The organism is Roseomonas haemaphysalidis (assembly GCF_017355405.1).
GTDB classification, from domain to species: Bacteria; Pseudomonadota; Alphaproteobacteria; order Acetobacterales; family Acetobacteraceae; genus Pseudoroseomonas; species Pseudoroseomonas haemaphysalidis.
The window spans coordinates 2,269,623-2,286,912 of sequence record NZ_CP061177.1; the positions used below are offsets into that span (position 1 = coordinate 2,269,623).

The window sequence follows — 17,290 nt, forward strand, 5'->3', positions numbered from 1 at the left end:
GGTCCGGCCTAACGCGACAGGCAGGGGCTTTCACGGGCAAAGGGACGCAGCGCCGGTAGCAGGCGGCTCACCGCGCCGGCGGCATTCAGCGCGGCCCTGCCTTCCGCCGTCCAGATGGCCGGGCGGATGCTGGGGTCATCCAGCGCACCGCTGACCCGTACGGGTACGTCCAGCGCCAGCGTGCCGGTGGTGGCGGGTTCGGTGCCGATGGTCAGGTCGATGCGCCGGCGCCGCAGGTCGACCGTGCCGTGGCCGCTGACCGTGCCGTCGCGGGCCCGCAGCCGCAGCGGTGCCAGCGTGGCCTCGGCGCCCCGCAGGTCCACCACCGCCAGCAGGCAGCTGACCGGGCTGCTGCCCCCGGCCGTGCGGAACAGGCCCCGGATGTCGGTGGAAACCAGCTCCAGCACCCGTCGGCCGATGCCGCCGCCCTGCATTCGCACCACGGCGGAGGCATGGGCCGCGCGCGCCGCCGCGTTCAGCGTGCCGCCCCGCGCTTCCAGCGCCGCGCGCGCATCCAGCGCACCCGACAACGGCAGGTCGCCGAGGCCGAGCAGCCGGCGCAGCGCACTGGCCTGCACGCCGTTCGCCTGGGCATCGGCCTGCACGTACTCGTTGCTCACTTGGCCGCTGGCTGCGATGTGGCCACCCAGGTAGTTCAAAGCCAGTTGCTCCACCGCCAGTCGTCCGGGCCGCAGCGTGGCGGCGAGGCGGGCATCGGTGGCGGATACCGCGCCGTAATCCAGCCGCCGGGCGGTGAGGCGGAGGTCCAGCAGGGTGCCGGGCGCCCGGTCCACGGCAAGGGTGACGTCGGCGCCGCTGCCGCCATCGCCGGCCAGCAGGCGGTCGAGGTCCAGGCGGTCGAAGTCCAGCACGGCCGTGACCGCGTCGGCGGCGCCATCCTGGCCTTCCACCAGGGTCAGCGACTGCCCGGCAATGGCGGCGGGGCCCAGCGCGCCGGCCAGCGCCGACCAGTGCCACCGGTTGCCCTGCTTCTGCAGGGTGCCGGTCAACCGCAGGGGCGGCGTGCGGTCCTCGGTTTGCGTGCCGGCGATGCGCAGCAGCGCGGCAAGGTCCGGGGCGTCCAGCGCCAGCGTCCCGTCGGCGCCATCCAGGTTCAACGGATCGGTGAGGCTGCCACGGAAGTTCAGCGCCGTGCCGTCGGACCGTAACGCGACCTCGGCGGGGAAGGGATGCGCTGCGTCGTGCAGGGCATCGAAGGAGCCCAACGCGGCATCCAGCGTCACCGGCACATCATTGTATTGCCCCTGCGCCGTCAGGCGGGCCGGCGCCGCCGGGTCCGCGGCATGGAGCGCGGCCTCGGCCAGCCGCACATGCAGCAGCTTGCCGGCGCGGGTGCGGTAATCGAGGGCGGCATCGCGCAGCATGGCCGCCGGCAGGGTGGGAAATCCGGCGCGGCCATTGCTCGTCCCGGCCGTGGTCGCCGGGTCGCCGAACACCCAGTTGCCACGGCCGGCGGCATCGCGCTCCAGGGTCAGGCGCAGCCCATCGGCTTCCAGCCGGCGGACCATCACGGGGCCGCGCAGCAGGGAAAGGGCATCCACCTCGGCCTGCAACCGGCCCACCTGGAACAGCGGGGCGCCACCCGGCAGGCCCTCCAGCCGGCCGTCGGTCAGCCGCAGCGCGATCCACCGCCCCGGGGTGAGGTGCAGCGAGCCCAAGGCCACCGGCCGCCCCAGCCAGGCGCCGCCGGCCCGGGCGGCCAGCGGGCCGAGATCGGCCTTCCCCAACAACAGCCAGCCGGCAACGAGCACGGCGAACAAGGGCAGCAGTATCCAGGCGAGGCGGCGTGGCACCGGGGACTTCCTTGCGGCGGCATGATCGCCGCCAGCATCAATGCCGCTGCCCCCCTGAACTTTTCATTCCGTCGTCGCGGGCACCACCGGCAGCACCAGGCGCGAGGTGCGTGCGGCATCCACGAAGATCGTGTTTTCCGCCACCCGCATGCGCCGCCAAGCGCCTTCCGGCTCGCCGGTCTGCGGGTTGAGGTCGTAGTGCGGGAACTCCGAGGACGCGATGTCCAGCCGGATGCGATGCCCGGCCTTGAACAGGTTGGCGGTGGGAAACAGCTCCACGGTCACGCGCACCGGCATGCCGGGCTGCAGCGGGCGGGGGTTTTCGCGGTCGTCGCGGTAGCGCAGACGCAGGATGCCTTCCGTGACGTTCATCGCGAAGCCCTGGGGGTAGTCGCCGCTGGGCGGGTGCAGGTCCACCAGCTTGGCGGTGATGTCGGTGTCCGGCACGTCGCTGGCCACCCAAAGGTCGGCCACCACGGGGCCGATCACGGTCACGTCCGCGTCCAGCGGCGCGGTCTGGAACACCACCACGTCGGGGCGGGACGCCAGGGGCAGGAACGGCGCGCGGTGGGCGAACATCCCTTCGCGCTCCCGCTGGTCATAGGGACCGCCGGAGATCAAGGGCTCCATGGAGGTGATGGCGCCGCCGATCGTCGGCACCGGGTGGGCCGGGTCCGCGGTCCAGCTGATCGGCACGGCATCGGCGGCGGGCGGCTCGGGACGCAACCCGCCATCGGGCTGCAGGTGGAAGTCGGTGAACACGGTGCCGGGCAACGGCCAGTCGGATGCTTCGCGCCAATGGCCGCCATGTTCCAGCAGCCCGGCGCCATTCCGCCGCCCGCTGCCGCCGCCCATGACGAAGACCCGCACGCGCGGCTCCGCCTCCACGCCGTTGGCCACGCCCTTCAGCCAGCGGTCGAAGAAGCGCAGGCGAAAGGCGCGCCAGTCGCCGGCCCAGGAATCGACCGTGGCATCGGGGCCGAACTCCACCTCGCCGAAGGCCGTCTGGCTGCGGTTGCCATGGGTCCAGGGGCCGAGGATCAGCGAGGGCGTGCCCCGCCCGGCGTCGCGCAGCCCGGTGAAGTTCTCCACCGCCGTGCGGGGATAGGGGTCGTACCAGGAAGACATGTGGACCATCGGCACGTCGGCGTAGCGGTCGTGCCAGCCCATCGCGAAGATGCCGAGCTTTTGCCAGAAGGGTCCGAAGGCGCCCTCCGTCCATTGCTCGAAGAGGTAGTCCTCGTAGTCCGGCGCATGGCGCACCGGGGAATGCCCCGGCTTCCAGGGCCAGCGGGCGAACCAGGCATGCAGGTCCTCGGCCGCGAAGGCATTGGCGCGCACCGGGTCGGCCAGGGTTTCCGGCGCCAGCCGGCCCTGGTTGAAGGCCCAGGTCGCCTGCTTCAGCTCAAAGGCACCGCCCCGGCGGATGCCGCCCTGCCAGGCGTCGGAGAAGCCGCCGGAGTCCAGGATCTGCGCGGCGAGCCCGGGTGGATTCAGGCAACCCAGGCTGGCCTGGGTATGCGCGGCGTAGCTCAGCCCCATGGTGCCGATGCGGCCGTTGCACCACGGCTGCTCCACGATCCAGGCGCAGCAGTCGAAGCCGTCCTCGCCATCGGCGAGGTACTTCACGAACTCGCCTTCGCTGCCGTAGCGGCCACGGCAGTCCTGATACACCACGGCGTAGCCGTGCGACACGAAGTGCTGCGCGATCTCCTCGCGCTTGGCGGGGCTCGGGTCCGCGGCAGTGCGCTCGGACCGCGAAACCTCCCGCTTGCCGTAGGGGGTGCGTTCCAGAATGACGGGGAAGGGGCCATCGCCCTGCGGGAGGTAGACGTCCGTCGCCAGCCGCACGCCGTCGCGGCAGGGAACCATGTGTTCGATGCGGTTGTGCATCAGCGGACGACCTTCAGGTGCTGCGCCAGGGTGCTTTCATCCAGCCCGGCCTCGTAGGAAAGCCCGTTGCGGTGCGCCCAGGTGTTGTTGGGCACGTGCAGCGGAATGATGCCGGCATCGTCGCGGAACGCGATCTCCTGCGCCTGGCGCAGCAGCGCGCCGCGCTGGTCGAGATCCGGGATGCCGCGTGCCTGATCGATCAGCGCATCAAAGCGCGGGTTGGAATAGCGGCCGCGATTCAGGGCGCCGTAGCCGCGCGTCTGGTCGTATGTCCGCAGCACCTGGGACAGGCCCAGCCAGCTGTCGCCGGTGGTGTGGCCGAAGCCGATCAGAAAGGCGGAGAACTCCCGCTTGCCGGCGCGGGTGAAGAACACGTTGGAGGGCATCACCTCCACCCGTGTTTCGATGCCGATGCGCGTCCAGAACTGCGCCACGGCCTGGGCCGTCTTGTCGTCCTCGATGTAGCGGTTGTTGGGCGAATGCAGGGTGATGCGGAAGCCGTCGGGGAAGCCGGCGTCGGCGAGCAGCCGCTTGGCCTCCGCCACATCGAAGGCCGGCGCGGCGAGGTCCGGCGCGAAGCCCACCTGGCCCTCCACCGCGAGCTGGCCGGCCGGCCGGGCGGCGCCGGACAGTATGCGATCGACGATCGCCTGGCGGTTGATGCCAGCCGACAATGCGCGCCGCACCCGTGCGTCGCGTAGCGGGTTGTGCGCGAGCGGCCTGCCGTCCCGACCGGACACAAAGGGCGTCGTGTCGCCGGACTGGTCCAGCGCCAGGTAGATCAGCCGTGACGAGGTGGAAGACGACACACCGACGGAGCGGTTGTTCCGCAGCCGCGCCAGCTCGCCCGGCGGCACGGCGTCGATCAGGTCCAGGTCGCCGGCCAGCAATGCGGCCAGGCGGGCCGCATCGTTGGCGATCGGCCGCAGGCTGGCGCGCGCGAAGTCCGGCTTCTCGCCCCAGTAGTCGTCGTTGCGGTCCAGGGCGATGGCGGTGCCCGGCTGCCAGCCACGGAAACGCCAGGGGCCGGAGCCGATGGCCGCGCGGCCGCTGTTGAAGTCCGCCGTCGTCGCATCCCGCGCCACATGCGCGGGCACCACGTAGGCCGTCATGGCATTGAGCACCACCGCCGGGTCCGTGCCGCGCGAGCGCAGGCGGATGGTGCGGGCATCGACCACCTGCACCTCCGTCACCGCCGCCTGCATGCGGATGAAGGGTGCGGGGCTGCCGGGCACCTTGGGCATGCGCTCCAGCGAAAACAGGATGTCGTCCGCCGTCACGGGCGTGCCGTCGTGGAAGCGGGCGCCTTCGCGGATGGTGAACTGCCAGATGTCGGGTTCGGGGTTGCTGACGCTGGTCAGGCCCGGAACCGGGCGCAGCGCGCGGTCGGCCGATAGCATCGGGTCGAAAACGTGCTGGGCCACCGTCTGGTTGGCACCGACCAGGGCGAAATGCGGGTCGATGGAGGATGTTTCCGTTTGCAGCCCGATGCGGATCTCGTCTCGCGTCTGGGCCATGCCCGGCCGGCCGGGGGCGATGCCGGCCAGCAGCGCGGCAAGCAGCACAAAGGGGGCACGCATGGGTCTGGCCTTTCAAGAGGACCGGCCCAGGCTAAGCCCGATTGGTACCAATCTGAAAGCGCTATTCGGGTGGTTTGGCGGGTGACTGGGTATCGGCCCGGGGGGCCGGCAAGCGCCGGGATTGGCCAAATCGATTTAGTTTATGGCACGCAAAGATTTGATGCGATTTGGTGATCGTAAAGAAATGTGGGATCACCCCCGCCAACAACGGATCAAAGATTCGGGAGGGTCGAGTAGCGATAAGTGGAATCGATTCACGAGTGAATCGAGAAGCAGACTGCTGCTTGGGAAATGACGTCTGTACTGTTTACGTGGGGTGAAAATACTGTGAGCATTTTGAACATTAACCTTGCCCTGGAGAACGCCGGGGCCAGGTTGCTCGAAAGCGGCGTCACCACCTTCGCTGAAGTCTTCGCCAAAGGGGAATTGGCCGCAGGCAGCGGCCTGAATGCAACGATCGGCGGCGCCACCAGCGCCGTCCAGCTGGACGTCAAAACCACTTATGATGACGGCTCGGTGAAGATGGCCGTGCTGTCCGTGCTGCGGCCGGACCTGGCCGCGGGGCAGAGCCTGGATGTGACGCTGGCGACCGCCGCGCCGTCCTCCGCCGCCGCCATCAATCTGTCCCAGGCCCTCGCCGGCCACGCCTTCACGGTGGACATCGCCGGGTCCGGTGGCAACCACGGCGTGGACGTGCTGCACATGCTGCAGGATGCCCTGGCCAACGGCACCGCCAGCGTGTGGCAGACCGGTGCCCTGGCCAGCCAGGCGCGGGTCGAGATCCCCCTGGATGGCTCGCAGCGCCTGGTCTTCGACGTCACCGCCTTTCAGGGCGGCGGGCTCAAGATCGACGCACAATTCAACAACGACGGCGCCATGCTCGCCAATGGTGGCCACGCTGCCTACCATGTCACCGCGACGCTGGATGGCGACGTGGTGATGCGCGAGAACGTCAACCAAGGCCAATACCAGAACTGGCACGAGACCTTCAGCACCACGGACCACGACGGTGGACAGGGGCTGGGTGACTCGGGCAGCGGGTGGCTGAACATCCGCCACGACGTGGCGCATCTGCAGGCCACTGGAGCGGTGGCGCAGTACGATCTGAGCATCGGCATCAGCGAGGCCAAGCTGGCGGGCTGGGGCCTGGCGGCGAGCCTGTTCGACTTCGCCGACCCGCTTTCGGCGCACGGCGTGCTGCAATACATGCCCAATACCGGCGGCCGCGACGATATCGGCTTCACGACGGCGTCCAACACGGCGTGGCTGATGTCGCAGGACCCGCGGGCGGCGGCCTATGCGATGGGTCAGGCGGAAGCCGGCAGCGTGATCCCGTGGCACCAGTGGGACAACGCCAATGGTGGCTGGCTGTCGGCCGAGGATTACCCGCGCCTGTGGACCGACGGCCGCGGCGGCACCGGCACCCCGGGCAATTCCCAGACGACCGGATTGACGCAGCAGATCGGCAAGCCGGATGGCTGGACCCTGGATTCGGCGCACCAGCCCGACCTGTCCTACGTGCCCTACCTGCTGACCGGCGAACGCTGGATGCTGGACAACCTGCAGGCCCAGGGTGCCTGGAACGTCCTCAACATCTGGAACGACACGCGGGGCGAGGACGGCTTCATCGTGGTCAATGGCGGCCAGGTGCGGCATTCCGCCTGGGCGCTGCGGCAGATCGACGAGGCCGCCTGGGCCAGCCCGGACGGCAGCGCCGAGAAGAGCTACTTCACCGCCGTGTCCAAGGCCAACTGGGCCTGGCTGGTCGACCAGATCCCCGCCTGGACCGCCGCCCAGGGCGAGGCGCATGGCTGGGTGCCGGGCGACTACGGTGCCGACAACGCGCTGCCGCCGTGGCAGCAGGACTATTTCGCCTCCACCGCCATTGCCGCCGCCTCGCACGGCAATGCCGATGCGCTGACCTTTCTGCAGTGGCAGTCGAACTTCCTGGTCGGCCGCTTCACGCATGAGGCACAGGGCTTCGCCGAACATGATGGCGCCGCCTACCTGATCGCGATCGGCGACCCCGCCACGGGCAAGCCGCTGCAGACCTGGGGCGAGATCGGTGCCCAAACGGTGGCCTGGAATTGGTCCAACGGGAGCGGCTGGGCGCATTCCGATGGAGACTACGCGCAGCTGGCGATGGCGACCCTGGCCGGCATCGCCCACCTGACCGGCTCGCCCGAGGCCATTGCAGCCTATAACGCCCTGGCCGCGGATGCGCCGCCCTTCGTCAACGACGCCACCTTCAGCAAGGACCCGACCTTTGCCATCGCGGCGCCAAGCCCGTCGGACATTCCCGTGCTCCCGGGCGGTAACTTGCCGCCGACGCAGCCGGTCCCGGAGCCGACGCCCGAGCCGGTGCCCACTCCCGACCCGGTGCCCACGCATCCGACGCCCGCCCCGGACCCGGTTCCCGAGCATCCTGTTCCGACCCCGGATCCCGTTCCGTCCCATCCTGATCCAACTCCGGACCCGGTGCCCACCCCCACCCCCACACCCACTCCGACCCCCGACCCCGTTCCCGAGCAGCCGGCTCCGGACAGTGTCGCGTCGCTGAGCATGAAGGTGGGGACCTTCGGCTTTGTGGGTGGTGCGCCAGACGTCGTCATCACGGTGGACGGCGTCCAGATGTTCCATGGTGCAATCGGCGATGGCAGCGCGACGGTCAGCGAAGTGGTGCTTGGCCAGGTGACTGCCGACACGGACCACCACGTGCTGCTCAGCTTCCCTGAGCAGGGTGAGCCAGGCGGCGTGCTGTATGTCGCTGACATCCTGATGGATGGTGTTTCGGCCGGAACCGGCGTGGCCCTCATGGGCCATGGCGAAGCCAATCTGACGGCGCACGGCAGCGGCGACATCTTCGGGCTCTAAACCGAATGGTCAGGGGGCACGGCGACCTGCCGGGCCCCCTGACCTTTGCCGCGACTATCGTTTGGTGGCGCGCAGGCGGCGGAGATCATCCTCCGCCACCCGGTGCACCTTGTAGCGCCGCCAACCGGCCAGCAGTGCCGCGAGCTGTTCCTCTTGCGAAGCACCTTCCCGCCGCAACCGCTGCAGGGCGGCCCGCGTGGCCAGCACCGGATGCCCCGCCACCAGGTCCGTGCCCGTGGCCAGCGCGTCCAGGAACACGCCTCCCAGCGCCGGGTTTTCGCGCTCGATCACATAGGCGCCGTAGCCCATGACGGAACTGCGGCCGTGTTCCACCATGCGGCGCGCGTAGCCCCGCAACTCGATCAAGCGCGGATGCTGCTGCAGGATCTCACGGATCTCTGTTGCGCTGGCCCGCTTGTACCGGGTGCCGGTGGGCACCTTGCGCTCGAAGCGCCACAGCAGGTTCGCCATGGCCGTGGCGAGCGGCTGGTCGCCAAACTTGATATCCGGATCTTCCGGAGCCGCCGCCACGGCCGAGCGCCGCGGCTGCATGTCGTAGCTGGCGCAGGCATCGTCCGCGAGGCCACGGACCACCGGCACACGGAGTGTCGTCTGGGCCGCGATCACCGCCAGGAGCCGGTGCTGCCCGTCCGCGAGGTGACCGGATGCGGTGAAGCAGATGGGTTGCGCGTTGTCGCACCAGCGGCCTTGCCGCATATCCAGCGCCAATGCCTCGACCACCGCCGTCACTGGCGGACGGGCCGAGGGGTGCTGCGACAGGTAGCGTGCCGCAGTCGCCGGGTCGATCTCCTCCATCGACCATTCGCACTGCTCCTCGCCACGCCGCGGCACAACGCCGCCGTCAAAGGCATCCAGCCCCCGGTAGCCCATCAGCCGCGGGAAAGGCTCGCCGCGCTTGCCGTCGGCCCCGGGCGGCTGCCACATCAAGCGGCGCGGCCGGGCGCCCTGTTGCGTCGCGTTCCAGGCCTTGATGGCCAATGCGCTGAGGCGATACAGCCCCGCCGTCGATGCCGCTTCCTCGCCGCTGCGCTCGATCTCGTCGAACAGCACCACGCCCGGCTCGTCAGGCTGGTAGCTGTCGTGCTGCTCCAATGCGTCCAGCAGGCGGGTGGTCACGCCGGGCTCGACCTGCCGGCCCATGGCCACGAGCATGCTGCGGATCGGCTCCGGCAGCGGGCTGGCAGGGCGTGCCAGGCTTTCGGCCAGCGCTTCGCTCAGCGCCGTGCTGCCATGCACGACGCGCCACAACCGCATCCAGCTGGTGGTGCCAGGGGTGCCGGTGGAAAGGACGCATTCGTCATATTGGGCGAGGCGCGTCAGCAAATTCGCCAGGGCCAGATGATGCGGCATGCCCCGTTGCTTCAGCATGCCGGCCAAGCTGCGGCGCCGGTGCTGGTCGATCGTGTGGAACACCTCGCTGTCGACCTGCTCCGCCAGCATGGTGCGCAGCGGGATGGCAGTTTCAACGCAGGCATGAAGGCGCTGGACGCCATCGATCAACAGCCCGGACGGTGCACGCACCAGGGGCACGCCGTTCAGCACCCAGCATCCTTCGCGCATTGCGCGGCTATAGGCTTCCACCGCGTCGTCACGTCGCCGCGCGGCGGGGTGAACATTCCCAAGCCATTCGGCCGCCAGGTCGGGGCTGACGCTTTGAAGGCTCAGGTGGATGCCCTTTGCGCACAACGAAGGCGTGTCCGCGTGCCTGGAGCCAAGGGACGGGATCTTGCGGGGCAATGCGGTCACTTTAAGCATTCAGGCGCCCGTCAACAGTCCCGCTCCCGCGCGCTGCTGACACTGCGCCACATACGGTCCCCAGGGCAGCACAACGGTCCAGGACAGCAGCAGGCCCAAACCGCAATGCCGTTCCGATCACCACGGATAATGGCCAGTTCACCTGCGCCTCCAAACCCCATCTTCTTGACGAAAAAAACGCAAACCCGCCGGATGCGGCGACGATATCTTGGAAGGCATGGGGGCACTGAAAAGAGCGAGCAACCCACATAACCCCAAACCTTTCTGCCGCCCGTCCCAAGCCAGCGAGATTTACCTCTGAGGCAAACCTCGCCCCGGCGTACCTCACCATTCTTAAACTGCGTAGCAAGAAGTGTAAAAATTTTCGACAGTTATAATTTCGATATCGCAAGTTTTGGGGACAGGCGCCCATTGCGAGTTCGACACCTCATTGCGGCGGAAAAAGAGCCCAATCCAGGCATCGGTACGATAAGGAAGTATTCTCAAAACCGTGAGCTGCGGAGCATGGTACCTGTGCAGTCAACACGGCTCCGTGATCGTCCAAACCGGCCCAAGACGATCCGAACTTCATTGGAATTCTCAACTCCACAGAACCAATACCTGCTTCATGGGCGATTTATCGCATGCGCTTATCACGTCTTGTTGTGCAGAATTTTTTGCAAGAAAAACAGATGGAGCGTCATTTAAACAATATAATACAAGTAGTTTTGAGAAAATTTGGGGTAAACCACCTAGTAATCCTGATTACCAACTTAACTTGCAAAGCAATTCGGAAAAAATTTGTATAGATTCCTCAGAATATCATGAGGGATAGAGGCGCTTATTCATGAGATTGGCTCGAACGTAAGCCAAACATGCGTAAAATTTGTAAGATACTGGCTGCCACAATCATTACAATTGAGGCTGGTGTGGTACTAAACTGCGTAATTCGCAGGTCGGTTTGCATGTGGTGGTTTTCCAAATGCGACACATGGCGTTCTATGCGTCGCCAGCTCTGGTTGCGTAAGGTTTTGCACCGAACCGCTTGACGTTCCTGGCGGACAGAAATGGAGATCGATGCATGAGCCCCCCCGAAGATCGCCCCGCTTGCTGCGCCGGAGCTGGCGCCCCCTTCCGCCCCGTGGACATCGCCTTGGCGTCCCTTTCTGTTCTGGAGACTGTGTAATGACCCGTGGCCCGACTACCTCTGATTCCGCCGTCGGTCGTGAAATCCGTCAGTACCGCCGCTCGGCCGGGCTGACGCAGAAGCAGATTGCCAGCATGGTGGGTGTCACCGGTGCGCAGCTGCATCGCTACGAGACCGGTTCGACGCGCATCACCGCGAGCCGGCTGATCGATATCGCCAATGCTCTGGGCGTCCGCCCCGACACGCTGCTGGCAACCGCCGCCGCCGCCGGTACCGAGCCGGTCGCAATGCCGAACCTGGCCAATTCTGGCCAGGAGATCGTCGAGCTGATTCAGATGTTCGGCAGCATTTCCGACCCGCGCCACCGCAGCGCGCTGGTCGCCGTTGCCCGGATGATGACGTCGCCCCAGGCGCAGCGGAACGGGACCGACGAGACCCCCTGATCCGGCAGGTCACCGCATGGTCCCGGCTATCCCCCGGGCCGGTCCATGCGGTCGAGCGGCCCCAGTGGCCATCAGGATGATGCGCTTGCAGGCCTGCTGCCCTTCGGGGCGGCAGGCCTTTTATCAGGCCGCCGTGGCCAGGGTTGTGCGGCCGATCGTGCGGTCGATCACGGCAGCATGCGCCTGGAACATGGTTTCCTGGTCGTAGTCCTGCAACGCCTTCGCCCGGTTCGCGGTACCAAGGCGGCTGCGCAGTTCGGCATCCTGCAGCAACGGCCTCAGCGCACCGGCCAACGCACCATCCTCCTGCGCCACCACCAGCGCGGCATTCTCTTCCGCCACCATATGCCGCACATCGCCGGCATCGGTGCTGGCGACCGGCAGGCCGGACGCCATGGCCTCCAGCACGGAAAAGGGCATCTGCTCCGTGTCCGAGGACAGGGCAAAGATATCCAGTCCGCGATAAGCAGCCGCAGGGTCGGGCATGTGTCCGGCAAAGCGGACCACCTCGGCGATGCCAAGTTCGCCCGCCAGTGCTTCCAGCTTCGGTCGTTCGGTCCCGTCACCCATCACCGCGAGTCGCAGGGAAACGCCGTCCCGCCGCAGCAGGGCGCAGGCGCGCAGTAGGCGGCCAATGTTCTTTTCCGTCCGCAGGGCCGCGACGGTGCCAATCAGCGGGGCCTGGCCCGGCGGCCCGGCATCGGCGGCGGCGCCGTCCGGGGAAAAGCGGCTGACATCCATGCCGTTGGGAATGTGATGCACCTGCCGGGCGGGCAGGTTCCAGCGTTCCAGCGCCGCTTGCATCAGGATGCGCGATGGCACCACCACGGTGCTGTTCCGCAGCGCCACGCGGCGCGTCAGGATGCGACGGCGGAACTGGCCGCCGCTTTCCTCGGGCCCGAAGCCGTCCTCGGTATGCAGGTGGGGCAGGGACGGCCGGGCCAGCCGGGTCAAGGCCCACTCGATGCTGCCCCAGTTGCTGGTCACCAGCAGGTCCGGCTTCATGCGGGCGAACAGGCGGCCGATCGCCAGCATGGTGCGGGGCAGCGCCTCGCCCTTGGTGACGGGCGACGCCACCATCTCCAACGGCACCCCGGGCGCGATGCGCTCCAGGCAACCGCTGCGCCCGTCCAGCGCCACCACGGCGTGGCGGTAGCGGGCGCCAAACCGGTTGGCGATGGCGGCGAAGCGAACCTGCGCCCCGCCAACGTCGAAGGTGGGATAGACATGCAGCAGCAGCGGCGCGGTCATTCGGCGGCGCTCCGCGGCGCGGCGCCGCGCAGGCGGAACATTTCCTCGGCCGCCAGCGCCAGCACGCGGCGGGCATTGCCGGCCCAGGTCAGGTCGCTGCGGCTGATCTCGGCGCGGGCATTCTCGCCCAGCCGGCGGCGCAACGCCGGGTCGGTGGCCAGGCGCAGAATCGCCTGCCACTGCTCCTCGGGATTGTTCGGATCGAACAGCAGCGCCGTTTCGCCATCCCGCAGCACTTCGCGGAGGTTGGGCTGGTCGGGCGCGACGATGGCTCGGCCGGCCGCCATGTATTCGAAGACCTTGAGCGGCGAGGCATAGGGCACGGATGCCGGCTGCAAGGCGATGTCGAACTGGGACACGATTCCCGGGATGGCTTCCCGCGCCGCCAGCCCACCGAAGGTCACGCGGTCGGCGACGCCGAGCTCCCTGGCCAGCGTTTCCAGCGGCACCCGCGCCGGACCTTCGCCCACCACATGCATCGCCAGCGTCGGCGTGCCACGATAGCCAGCCAGGGCGCGGATCACCCGGTCCAGCCCGTGCCAGTCACGGATAAAGCCGACGAAGCCCAGCACCACCGGCCCGCCTTCCGGTCGCGCCTGCAGGGCGGCGAAGTCTTCCGGATGGATGCCGTTGGGCACCACGGTGATGCGCTCGCGCGGCACGCCGGCGGCGGCGACCTTGGCACCCAGCACCTCCGTCACCGGCAGCACGCGGCTGGCCCGGCGCCAGGGCAGGTGCTCCAGCGCGGTGGCGAGCCGCTTCAGCGACAGGTTGCCGAAGCGCGCGCGCTCCTCGGCCAGGGGGGCGTTCACCTCCAGCAGCAACGGCACCTTGTGGCGGGCAGAGACTATGGTGCCGGCCAGGTGGAACAGGTTGGCGCGCTCATAGATCACGTCCGGGCGGAAGTCGCGCGCCGCGCGCTCCAGCCGCAGGGTGGCGGGCACGATGTAGGCCAGCTCGGCCAGCTCCCCCACCCAGCCGGGCAGCTTGTCGCGCAACAGCGAAACCGCCTTGCTGTCGCCGCCCAGCTCCGCCTGGGCAAAGCCGGGCGGGCCGACCACCAGAACCTCGTGGCCGGCGGCGCGCAGCGCGTCCACCATGGCCTCCAGGTGCACCGCCTGCCCATCGCGCGAGCGGATGCGGTGGCTGTAGAGGATCCTCATGCGTGGCGTCTCCGTTCGATCCATTGCATCGCCTGGCGGCGACCGTGTCCTGCGGTTTGTTTGGCGATGGCCAGCAGACCTGCGGCGTTGAGCGGGTCCGCCAGCAGCAGGCCTATGCGCTGGCGACGCTCGGCCACCCAAAGCGGTTTATAGCCATCGTCACCGCGGCCGAAATCCAGGGCGGTGGCGCGGTCCTGTTCGATCAGGCCGCGGATCATCAGGGCCGTCAGCACCGTGCCGGGGGAGCCGGCCCGCGCATCCTCGGCATGCGCCAGCTTGAGCAGCGAGGCATAGCCACCGGCCAGCACCCAATACTGCGCCGCCAGCACCGCGCCTGCCGCGTCACGCAGCACCCCGAGGCGCAGCAGCCCGGCGGCCGCCGTCGCCCGCATCAGGGCCGCGTCGAAATCCGGAAACGGCTCAAACGGCTTCCAACTGCGGGCGCGGACATCCTCGTAGGCGCGAATGCCGGCTTCCAGGGCCGCGCCGGGGGTGACGACCAGCTCGAAGCGGGTGTCGCGCATGGCCTTGGCCAGCTTGCGCTGGATCGTGTTGCGCAGCGCGGGAGCACGGCCGGCGAGGTAGCCTTGCCAGCCCGCCCCGGGATCGAGCGGTTGCCACCAATTGCCGAAATGCGTGAAGGGCAGGGCCCGCAGCCCGGCCCCGCGCAAACCGGCCCGGATCACGGCGAGTTTCGGCGCATCCTCCGGCAGCGTGTCCAGCACCGTCGGCGCCCGGCCGCGCAACAGGCTGCCCATGGCCATTGCGCCGGCTTCCGTGGACTGGTCCGGCCCCAGCAGCGGTTGCCAGCTCAATGTATAAGGTGTCGCGAGGCTGCGCAGCGTGCCGGACTGGCGCATCAACGGCAGCAGCAGCGTGTCGCCCGCCCGGGCCAGCACCGGCTCGGCGCCAGCAGGCATGGCATGCGCCAGCACCGTGTCGAACCACAGGCGGCTGCCGAAGAAGTCGGCGCTGCCGCTGGGTGCCAGGAACGGGTCGCACCAGGCCGGCAGCCCGGCGGCGGGGGGCAGCGGCACCAGCACGGCGGTGTCAGTCGCGGATCGCATACACCAGCCTCCCGGCCCATTCGCGCAGCGCGAACCAGCTTTCGGACAGGTGGTCCGGACGCGGGATCCAGTCCGACCAGCTGCCATCAGGCCCGCGGGTCACGCGCACCGGCGCCGCGACGACGTGCAAGCCGGTGCGCCCGAAGGCTTCCAGCGCCCGCGGCAGATGCCATGCATGGGTGACGACATAGGCGGCTGTGATGCCGTCTTGCCGCAGCACCGCCGTGCTTTCCACCGCGTTGCCCCTGGTGTCCGGCGCCTTGCCCTCGACCCATCGGGTCGGGACGTTGAAATCCGTTTCCAGGCTGTGCTGCATCAGCGTCGCGATCGGGGGCGTGCCGGCCGACAGCACCCCGCCGGTGACCAGGATAGGCAGGCCGGTGCTCCGGTGCAGCGCTGCCCCGGCGCGCAGGCGCTCCAGTGTCATCGGCCCGACATCCGCGCCGTCCATGCCATGCGCCAGCTCGGCGCCCAGGATGACGATGGCCTGCGGCGCCGGCCCCGGCGGCCCGGCCCGGGCGGCGCCCACCAGCCGCACCTCGCGCTCCAGCGACTCCGTCAGCAGGCCGGACGCCATCGGCGTGGACATCAGCCCCAGCGCCAGCGCGGCGGCGATCACCACCAGCCCGCCCGGCCGCCAGCCGCGCCATGCCAGCAATCCGCCCGCCAGGCACGCCAGCACCAGCCCGAGCGGCGGCAGGACCAGCGCCGTCAGGATCTGTTGCGGCAGGAGCGAGACGGACAGCTCCATCAGGGCAATGCGTCCAGCAGCGTATTCGCCGGCTGTTCAGCCGTGGCGCCGGAACCGAAGCGCACCTCCTGCCATGTCGCCATGCGGCCGCCCACTTCCTCGCGGAAGAAGGTGTAGAATTCGTCCAGCCAGGCGAGAAAGCGGTCCCGCTGCGCGATGTCCCGCACATAGGGCGTGTTTCCCGGTTCCAGCGACGGCGAATGATAGGTCAGCGAGAATACCCGGTGGCCGCCCGCCAGCATGTGGCGCACCAGCCGCTTGGCTTCGGGCACCGTCATGCCTTCCGGGGTCAGCCGGATGCGTTCCAGCAGGCCCAGCCGTGCCATGCCGCCGGCGATGGGCAGGCGGCGGGCACGCGGGCCGAACAGAAAGGGTGCCAGCGCTTCGCCGCTGCGGCCGGACATCCGGCCGACCAGCGCGGCGGAAACCGGGATTTCCATCAGCGTGCGGTCGGCATCCACCCAGTACGGCTTGGGCGCGCTGGCCCAGGCCCCGGGCAGGCCGCGCCGGCCCGGCGGCGGCCAGCAGGGGGCGAGGCTGCTATCCACCACGTAGCCAAGGGACTTCAGGATGTCAGCGGTGCGCGGCCCGACGCCGTAGCGCCCCGTGCGATAGATGCGTGGCATGGTGCCGAAGGTATCTGCCAGCGTATCCGTCAGGCAGCGCGCCTTCTCCAGTTCCAGCGCGACAGGGAGATTGCCAGCGAAGCTGTTGCTCTCGTTGATGGTCTCGATATGCGGCGGCGTCACCCAGGGGTGCATCTGCGCGCCCACGTCGCACAGCCCGTCCTGCAGCAGCTCGCGCAGGGGCGCCCGCCCGGCGTCCTGCGCCGCCACCGGGTAGTCGGCCAGGTAAACCGGCACCACGCCATGCCGCGAAAACACGCGGTGGGCCAGATGCTGGCTGCGCATGGACACCACGTCCCGCGCGTCCAGCGAGAAGGGGTGGGACCAGTTGAACGCTTCCTCGGCGTCGATCGTCGTCAGCAGCAGTGGCGGGCCGGCGGGAAACACGGCCGCGTCATGAAAGCGCCGGTCGGTGATCGAGGCATCGCAGCCCAGCTCGGTGTCCGGGGCCGCGGCCACGGCGGTGGGGATCCGCACGCCATAGGCGCCCAGTTGTTGCGCCGCGGCCTGCCGAGGGGTGCCAGCCGGAATGCCACCCTCCACCAGCCGCCGGCCGCTCGTCTTGCACAGCATGGCAACCAGTGGCGCCTGGTCGTCCGCGTCATGCATCTGCACGGCGGTGAAGCGGTGCAGGTTGCGCAGCAGCCAGCCGGTCAGGGCCACCTGGCGCGCGGCCTCGCCCAGCGGGCCGTCAGACAGGTAATGGATCGCCGCCAAGGTGCTGCGCGGCAAGGGCGGCACCGCCGGGCGGTGCTGCCCGGTGACCAGCACCTCGTGCCCCAGGCGGGGCGACAACTCCTGCATGGCCGCGCTGGCGGCATCCAGCTGGCTTTCGCCAGGGCGATAGCGCGATACGAGATGCAGAACCCGGGGCGCGCGCATCATCCAGCCTTTCCACCGATTGCGGGTTTCCTTCGGCCACGGAT

At 68.9% G+C, this 17,290-nt stretch carries 11 protein-coding genes; 2 read left to right on the forward strand and 9 right to left on the reverse strand.

Features of this window, described 5'->3' with window-relative positions; translation table 11 throughout:
- Positions 1–8 precede the first annotated feature (8 nt).
- From IAI59_RS10530 to IAI59_RS10540, 3 genes are all read right to left on the reverse strand, one after another.
- Positions 9–1,814: an AsmA family protein gene (locus IAI59_RS10530; protein ID WP_207416511.1), complete on the reverse strand. Its 1,806-nt coding sequence runs from the start codon at positions 1,812–1,814 to the stop codon at positions 9–11.
- Between the two features lie 63 nt (positions 1,815–1,877).
- Positions 1,878–3,707 (reverse strand): CocE/NonD family hydrolase, encoded by a 1,830-nt coding sequence (locus IAI59_RS10535; RefSeq protein ID WP_207416512.1) that lies wholly within the window; start codon positions 3,705–3,707, stop codon positions 1,878–1,880.
- A complete protein-coding gene (locus IAI59_RS10540) occupies positions 3,707–5,287 on the reverse strand; it encodes an ABC transporter substrate-binding protein (protein ID WP_207416513.1) in 1,581 nt (526 codons plus the stop codon). The genes IAI59_RS10535 and IAI59_RS10540 overlap by 1 nt, the downstream gene beginning before the upstream one ends.
- Positions 5,288–5,614: 327 nt before the next feature.
- On the opposite strand from IAI59_RS10540, the gene IAI59_RS10545 reads away from it, so the two are divergent.
- The gene (locus IAI59_RS10545) at positions 5,615–8,161 is read left to right on the forward strand and encodes a hypothetical protein (protein WP_207443787.1); all 2,547 of its coding nucleotides are present in this window, start codon (positions 5,615–5,617) and stop codon (positions 8,159–8,161) included.
- Between the two features lie 54 nt (positions 8,162–8,215).
- On the opposite strand, the gene IAI59_RS10550 is transcribed toward IAI59_RS10545, so the two are convergent.
- Entirely contained in the window at positions 8,216–9,724 is a 1,509-nt protein-coding gene (locus IAI59_RS10550) for a hypothetical protein (RefSeq protein ID WP_207443788.1), read from the reverse strand.
- A gap of 1,377 nt (positions 9,725–11,101) precedes the next feature.
- Here IAI59_RS10550 and IAI59_RS10555 point away from each other — a divergent pair.
- Positions 11,102–11,506, forward strand: coding sequence for a helix-turn-helix domain-containing protein (locus tag IAI59_RS10555; protein ID WP_207416516.1), 405 nt, complete (start codon positions 11,102–11,104; stop codon positions 11,504–11,506).
- Between the two features lie 123 nt (positions 11,507–11,629).
- On the opposite strand, the gene IAI59_RS10560 is transcribed toward IAI59_RS10555, so the two are convergent.
- From IAI59_RS10560 to IAI59_RS10580, 5 genes are read right to left on the reverse strand one after another with little or no spacing between them, the layout of a single operon-like run.
- Positions 11,630–12,757: a glycosyltransferase family 4 protein gene (locus tag IAI59_RS10560; RefSeq protein WP_207416517.1), complete on the reverse strand. Its 1,128-nt coding sequence runs from the start codon at positions 12,755–12,757 to the stop codon at positions 11,630–11,632.
- Positions 12,754–13,920, reverse strand: a complete 1,167-nt coding sequence (locus IAI59_RS10565) for a glycosyltransferase family 4 protein (RefSeq protein WP_207416518.1) — start codon at positions 13,918–13,920, stop codon at positions 12,754–12,756. Before IAI59_RS10565 ends, IAI59_RS10560 begins: the two co-directional genes overlap by 4 nt.
- Positions 13,917–14,987 carry a GNAT family N-acetyltransferase gene (locus IAI59_RS10570; protein WP_207416520.1) on the reverse strand — a complete coding sequence of 357 codons (1,071 nt, stop codon included), beginning with the start codon at positions 14,985–14,987 and terminating at the stop codon, positions 13,917–13,919. Before IAI59_RS10570 ends, IAI59_RS10565 begins: the two co-directional genes overlap by 4 nt.
- Complete coding sequence (locus IAI59_RS10575; RefSeq protein ID WP_207416521.1) at positions 14,971–15,738, reverse strand: YdcF family protein; 768 nt, start codon at positions 15,736–15,738, stop codon at positions 14,971–14,973. Before IAI59_RS10575 ends, IAI59_RS10570 begins: the two co-directional genes overlap by 17 nt.
- Positions 15,738–17,249 carry a polysaccharide deacetylase family protein gene (locus IAI59_RS10580; protein ID WP_207416522.1) on the reverse strand — a complete coding sequence of 504 codons (1,512 nt, stop codon included), beginning with the start codon at positions 17,247–17,249 and terminating at the stop codon, positions 15,738–15,740. Before IAI59_RS10580 ends, IAI59_RS10575 begins: the two co-directional genes overlap by 1 nt.
- Positions 17,250–17,290 lie beyond the last annotated feature (41 nt).